Genomic DNA, 6,267 nt, shown 5'->3' with positions numbered 1-6,267 from the left:
TTCGACAAAATTCATAAAAAAATAACCGATTGCGGGTATATGATCACGCAAAAACTCCGTTAAACGTTTTGTTTAACGGAGTTTTTTATTTATTTTGTTCTCTTTTTTTACAAGAAAAACATTCAGCCACTGCTGATCATTAAAAACATCAATGATCAACTCTTTTTTCTACCGAAATAACATTGGAAATTCTGGCTAATCCTTATTTTTCTGTAGAGATTCTTTTGGCTTTTCTACTGTAGCAACATTAAGCTGCATTACACGATACATATCGTGTCGGCGATCTTTCAGGGTTTTCACGGTCCCATATTCATGTAAATCTTTGAGTGCATACAAATCCACATCGGTAATCAGCACCATTTCTGTATTGGGTGTGGCTTCTGATTTCACCCCGTTGGTAGGAAAAGCAAAATCAGAAGGTGTGAAAACAGCCGATTGAGAAAACTGAATATCAAAGTAATCTACGCAACACCATCCAAGTCCGCTACCTTACCTGCTTGTACATTGTTACTCTATCTGCAATTCCTAATTGTGGAGCCAAGGCATTAGCAAAATTATTGGAAAAACAAATCACAGAATAACTTTATAAATTTGGATAAGAATATCATACTTCTGGATGATAAATTAAATTAATATATAGAAATAAAAAAAGCAGTCCAAAATGAATTCAGACTGCATTTGTTAGAAGCAGGTTTATTAAGATGGTATGTTAAGAAGGTGTTTATTCTACAATCATAAAACCATTTCTCACCCGCCTTTGACCATTATGATCGAATTTTTTGTTATCAGTTGGATAATTGATGACACCAGTTTTTGATCTTTTATCGTTACGTAACCAAAATGTAGTCGAACCACCACCGTCGATATTTAATGCATCTTTTGGGTTGAAATATGTAATCAAAAATTCTGTCAATTCTTTCGCAGACATACCCGCTGCTTTGTCGTTTCTACCATCCACTGCTATAAAAAGTACAACATTGTTTGGCATAATGGCAACAGCGGTACGTGGATGTCTTACACCTTGATGTCGATCGGGATTTTCGTAATTTAAGTCATTCAAATTTTCTACAATATTACGTGTAAAATGTAGACCCGATGGATGATAATTCTCGATTAATAGAGGAGAGCCAGACATTATATTTGCAGCATTCAAATCATTGTAAGTTTTATTATTTCCTCTCACAATTCCTACTTTTTCATTGGTCATATAAAATGCACCTTCGTGTTTCCAATAATATAAGGTACCAGGCTTTACTTGTACCGAATCGATTAATTGATTTTTAGTTTTGAAATATGAAGTTGAGTTTCCTGCGTTTGCATTTTTTTCGTAATATGTTCCATTGATGGCAAAAATGGCATTTTCATTTTTATTTCCAACAGCAGAAATGCTATCACGAGGATTAATCTCGGTAAAATCAATTTTGTATTTATTATGCTGTGGATGAATGGCTAATACATTCACATTTTGATAAGATTTGAAAGCATGATAATATTGTGAAGGAAATTCGTAATGGGTAATACCATCTTCGATTTCATTAATTTTCCAACCTTTACGATCCAATAAAAGATTGTCTGTTTTCTCGATAGATTGAACACTTGCACAACTTTGAATAAATGAAATGACAATGAGTGCTAATAATAATTTTTTCATTAGTATGCGTCGTTTTGAATTAATACTCCGTTTGATAATATGATTTGGCTTCCAGGCAAAGGCATTACATAATGATTTTTGGTTGGAATATTAGGTAAGTCAATGGCTTTATCAGTTCTCACTAAATCTTGAAACAAAAAACCTTCACTGAATAATTCGCGACGTCTTTCTAATAAAACGGCTTCTAAATAAGCCTCGTCAGAACTGAAATCTTGAGCCGTAAAATGAGGTAAACTTCGAGCAGATCGTAATTGATTCAAATACATTAAACCTTGATCTTTACCCAAACCTTCTGCAGCAATAAAATACATTTCAGCTAATCGATTAAAAATTAAAGGTTGAACATCGGTATATTTGCTTATTATCATGTTGAAGGTTCCATCTGAATTTACGATTTTTTGGATATTTATATCTTTTCGCGGATCATTTTCTTCGTACAATTCATTCAAAACAAAATCAGATGGTTGTACGAAATAAGAACCTGCCCAAGTGGTACCATAAGGCCAAAATAGTTGCGATAAACGCACGTTAGATTCAGTAGTTAAATTTTTATACGCAAAAAGAATTTCAGTCGAAGAAGCTGTAGCTCTAAAAATACGCTCATAATCTTTATCTAACGCTAAATTACTTTGATTAATAACTTCTAAAGCTATATTTGTTGCTTCATTTTTCATGTTTAAATATAACAAAACACGTGCTTTGAATGCTTTGGCTGCTTCTTTCGAAACTCTTGACGAAGAAGTTTGATTCAAATTTTGGGCATTTTCAATCGCATAATCTAAATCGCTTATTATCAAACTCCAAACTTCTTCTTTGGGTGTACGTGGTAAATTTTCTACTGTATTGGTTGTAATAAGTGGCACATCTCCAAACATGGTAACCAGATGATAATACATGGCTGCACGTATAAATTTAGTTTCGGCATTAATTCTTTTTTCATCTAATTTTTCTGAAGCAGCAATTAAATTATTAGCATTATATATATTGCTGTAACAGAATTGCCAATAACTTGACGAAAAAACATTGGTGTCGTCAAGTCCATTTCCGGTAATCAAAACACCAAACTTACTGTTGTTTCCGGATAATGCCGTCCATGTATAATTACCACCTCTGACATCATTGTAAAAATAATCATCTCGGATAGGTGTAGAATTATCATATAAACCATTTAAGAAAAATTGAATGTTTTCTTTGTTAATTTGTTCGGGAGAAATGGCATTTTCTGAATAGATATCTAATTCGTCTTGACAAGAAGTGAGAGTGCCAAAAGTTAAAACACTAAGTGCTAAAATTTTGATTGTATGTTTTATAATTTTCATTGCATTAAAAATTAAGATTGATACCCAATAAAAAAGATTTAGGCTGTGGTGTTACCAAATTATCGATTCCAAAAGTGGTTGCATTAATGCCGCTTACAGCTTCTGGATCGTAACCAGAATATGAGGTAAACGTTAATAAGTTATTAATTGAACCAAAAATTCTTACACTATCAAATCTAGCTTCTTTTAAAAAAGATGAAGGTAAAGTATAGCCCAACGTAATATTTTTGATACGCAAATACGAACCATCTTCTATATAATATGAACTGTTTTTCCTATTCCAACTACTTTTGGTTGCGCGTGGTGTCCAATTAGAAGTATTAGGCCCAGTCCAACGATCTTCGTAAGATTCTAAAATATTGTTGTAATCGGTTCCTCCCAAATGATCCAAACCAGTTCGCCAGCTTGCTACAATATCATTACCGAGCGAAAAGGTTGCAAAAATCGATAAATCGACATTTTTATATTTAAAGGTATTTGTTAAACCACCGAAAAAATCGGGATAAGGATCACCAATAACCGTACGGTCAGAAGAGTTGATTTGTCCATTACCATCTAAATCTGCAAATCGAATATCACCTGGTCTTACACCTTGTGCATACAAACTTGCAGGAATTTCGCTCTCATTTTGATATATTCCTTCGTGTTTATAACCATAAAAAACACCCAAAGGTTGACCTTCTATAATAGCATTCCAACCACCAATGGTATTGACACCTTCGCCCAATAAACTTTTGACTTCGTTTTGTATAAAAGCAATGTTGAAATTAGTATTCCAACTAAAATCTCTGTTCGAAATATTGGTTGAGTTTAACGAAAATTCATGACCTCTATTCTCTATTTCACCAATGTTTTGCGTCATACTCGAAAAACCGCTGGTATGTAAAACGGGAACATTGTAAAGCAAATCATTCGAAGTTTTGATAAAATAATCATAGGTAAAATGAAGTTTATTTTTAAAAAGGCTCAAGTCTAAACCAAAATTTGTTTGCGTATTAATCTCCCATTTCAAATTTGGATTTCCAATGGCCGTAATACTCAGTCCAGTAGTGTTGTCATAATTATAGCCACCTTGTGCCAAAGCAAAATAATCGTAATTGCCAATTCCGTCTTGATTTCCAGTTTTTCCCCAACTTGCTCTAACTTTACCAAAACTTATAAAATCTACATGACGTAAAAATTCTTCGTTAGAGAAAATCCAAGCACCAGAAAAAGAAGGAAAATAATCAAATCGATGTGCTTTACTAAACTTTGATGAGCCATCTCGACGAATAGTTGCAGTAAGTAAATAACGATTATCAAAGCCTAAATTTAATCGTCCAAAATATGATTCGATAGCGTATTCGGATAACGAACTAGAACCTGTAACAATGGTTGCTGCATTAATATGGTGAAAATCATTCGAAGGAAATTCTCTTCCCGTGACTGAATTATAAGTATAATGATCAGAAAAATAAGAATGTCCAATCATAGCGGTTAATTCAAAATCATTGAAACGATTACTATAAGATAATACATTATCGAAAGTTTGACTATAACGCGTATTTCGCATATCGTTTACCCAACCCAAACCACCATTGTAAGGATGTCCGATTTCTTGTCTTCTGTTCCCATGCCCCAATCTAAGCTCGGCATTATAGCTTGATTTAAAGTTGAAATTTTTCCAAAAATGATATACACCAAAAATATTCATAAGTGCTTGATAGTTTTTATCGTTGGTATGATCTTTATCCAAAATAATTAAGGCATTGTGACGCAAAATGTCTTTTCCTCCAACAGCATAACTTCCATCAGCAAGGTAAGGAGAATCGTAAGGTCGTTGTTCCAATGAACGTTGAAACAAAGCTGTCCCTTGATTTCCGTTCGGAATTGAAGTGCTATGGGTGAAACTTCCCGATAGGTTAAATCCTAAATCAAATTTTTTGTTAGGTTTATATTCTACATTCGAGCGAAAAGTATAACGTTTCAACGAACTTTTTTTTATCAAACCTTCATGATAAGCATAGCCTAAAGAATTAAAAGATTTCACTTTTTCGTTTCCGCCCGAAACAGAAAAATCAGTTTGGGTAGAATATGCAGCATTATTGATAATCATGTCTTGCCAACCGATATCTTTTAAAGGATCAGGCACATTTCCCAAAACTTTGTCTATGCTTATATAACCAGGACTTGTAGAAGTGTATCCAAAATCGTTATTGTAATTGTTTACAGCTTCGGTTTGTAATGCGATGTATTGTTCACTATTCAACAAAACTAAACGTTTGGGCATGGTATGGACACCTGTAAGATTTGTAATCGAGAAACGCAGTTTACCGGTTTTTCCTTTTTTGGTGTTGATAATTATAACACCATTTGCAGCACGAGACCCATAAATTGCTGTTGCAGCAGCATCTTTTAACACATCCATTGATTCGATATCGCTCGGATTGATTAACGACAAAGGATCTTGCACAAATTCACCCGAATAATTATAACTTGCATCCGATTTAGAAATGGGAACACCATCAATGACATATAAAGGCTCATTATCACCATTGATTGATGAAACCCCGCGTATGTTCACTCGTGATCTTGCTCCAGGTGTACCATTGCTCACTGTGAGATTTACACCTGCCACTTGTCCTTGCAACATTTGATTGGCCGATGTGATATTACGTTGTGACACATCGTCACTTTTTACTTTTGAAATAGAAGTCGTTAATTTTTTTTGTGAACTATCACCATAACCAACTACTACAATTTCATCTAATTGATTAATTTCAGCCATTTGGATGGTATAAGCAAAAGGCTCTTCTAAAATTCCTTCAAAAATTTCATAACCCTTGGTATTGATTTCGAATCTTTTACCAATATATTGTTTAGGTATATTTACAAAACCCTCAGCATTTGTATAAAACACTTGGTCCACACCTTCAATGGTAATTTTTGCATCATAAACTACAGCATCATATTCATCATAAATTACTATTCTCTCTTCATTTTGATATTGACTGGAAGGAAAATTTCCATTTGGATTATTCTGTGCAGGTAAATTTTGAATTAATCCAAACAGTAAGCATAAAGAAATTGTTTGTTTAAACATCTAAAAAATTTTATTCAAAATTATATTTCCTATTATACCTTATTGTAAATATAAACTTAACGATATGTTACAAAACCATGAAGTTTAGAAGGTTTAAGTTAATTTTAGTTTAGTTTAGTTTAAATAAAAATAATTCCTCCTCGAATTGGATTAAAACCTAAATTCAGGACATTGAAAATAAGATTTACAAAATTAGCAAAGGTCTATACCAATGA

3 protein-coding genes and 1 pseudogene are annotated in these 6,267 nt (G+C 33.2%); all 4 read right to left on the bottom strand.

All coding sequences use genetic code 11. From position 1 onward, the window contains the following. Positions 1–195: 195 nt before the first annotated feature. Positions 196–453, bottom strand: a pseudogene (locus tag HMPREF2660_RS02570) (carbon-nitrogen hydrolase); the annotation flags it as partial. 268 nt (positions 454–721) lie between these two features. After that, on the bottom strand, positions 722–1,651 hold the full coding sequence (locus HMPREF2660_RS02565) for a phosphodiester glycosidase family protein (RefSeq protein ID WP_013599023.1): 930 nt from the start codon (positions 1,649–1,651) through the stop codon (positions 722–724). After that, positions 1,651–2,970, bottom strand: coding sequence for a RagB/SusD family nutrient uptake outer membrane protein (locus HMPREF2660_RS02560; protein ID WP_070485535.1), 1,320 nt, complete (start codon positions 2,968–2,970; stop codon positions 1,651–1,653). The genes HMPREF2660_RS02565 and HMPREF2660_RS02560 overlap by 1 nt, the downstream gene beginning before the upstream one ends. Positions 2,971–2,974: 4 nt before the next feature. Then, positions 2,975–6,052 carry a SusC/RagA family TonB-linked outer membrane protein gene (locus HMPREF2660_RS02555; RefSeq protein WP_070485534.1) on the bottom strand — a complete coding sequence of 1,026 codons (3,078 nt, stop codon included), beginning with the start codon at positions 6,050–6,052 and terminating at the stop codon, positions 2,975–2,977. Between the last annotated feature and the right edge of the window lie 215 nt (positions 6,053–6,267).

Origin of the sequence: Weeksella sp. HMSC059D05, from assembly GCF_001809725.1 — a bacterium.
GTDB lineage: Bacteria > Bacteroidota > Bacteroidia > Flavobacteriales > Weeksellaceae > Weeksella > Weeksella virosa.
The sequence above is the reverse complement of the archived record's forward strand: the minus strand, read 5'-3'. Positions and strand labels throughout refer to the sequence as shown.

What these genes read in the sequence shown, in the direction of transcription:
- HMPREF2660_RS02565 (WP_013599023.1), bottom strand. Translation starts at nt 1,651, where the DNA reads ATGAAAAAATTATTATTAGCACTCATTGTCATTTCATTTATTCAAAGT.
- HMPREF2660_RS02560 (WP_070485535.1), bottom strand. Translation starts at nt 2,970, where the DNA reads ATGAAAATTATAAAACATACAATCAAAATTTTAGCACTTAGTGTTTTA.
- HMPREF2660_RS02555 (WP_070485534.1), bottom strand. Translation starts at nt 6,052, where the DNA reads ATGTTTAAACAAACAATTTCTTTATGCTTACTGTTTGGATTAATTCAA.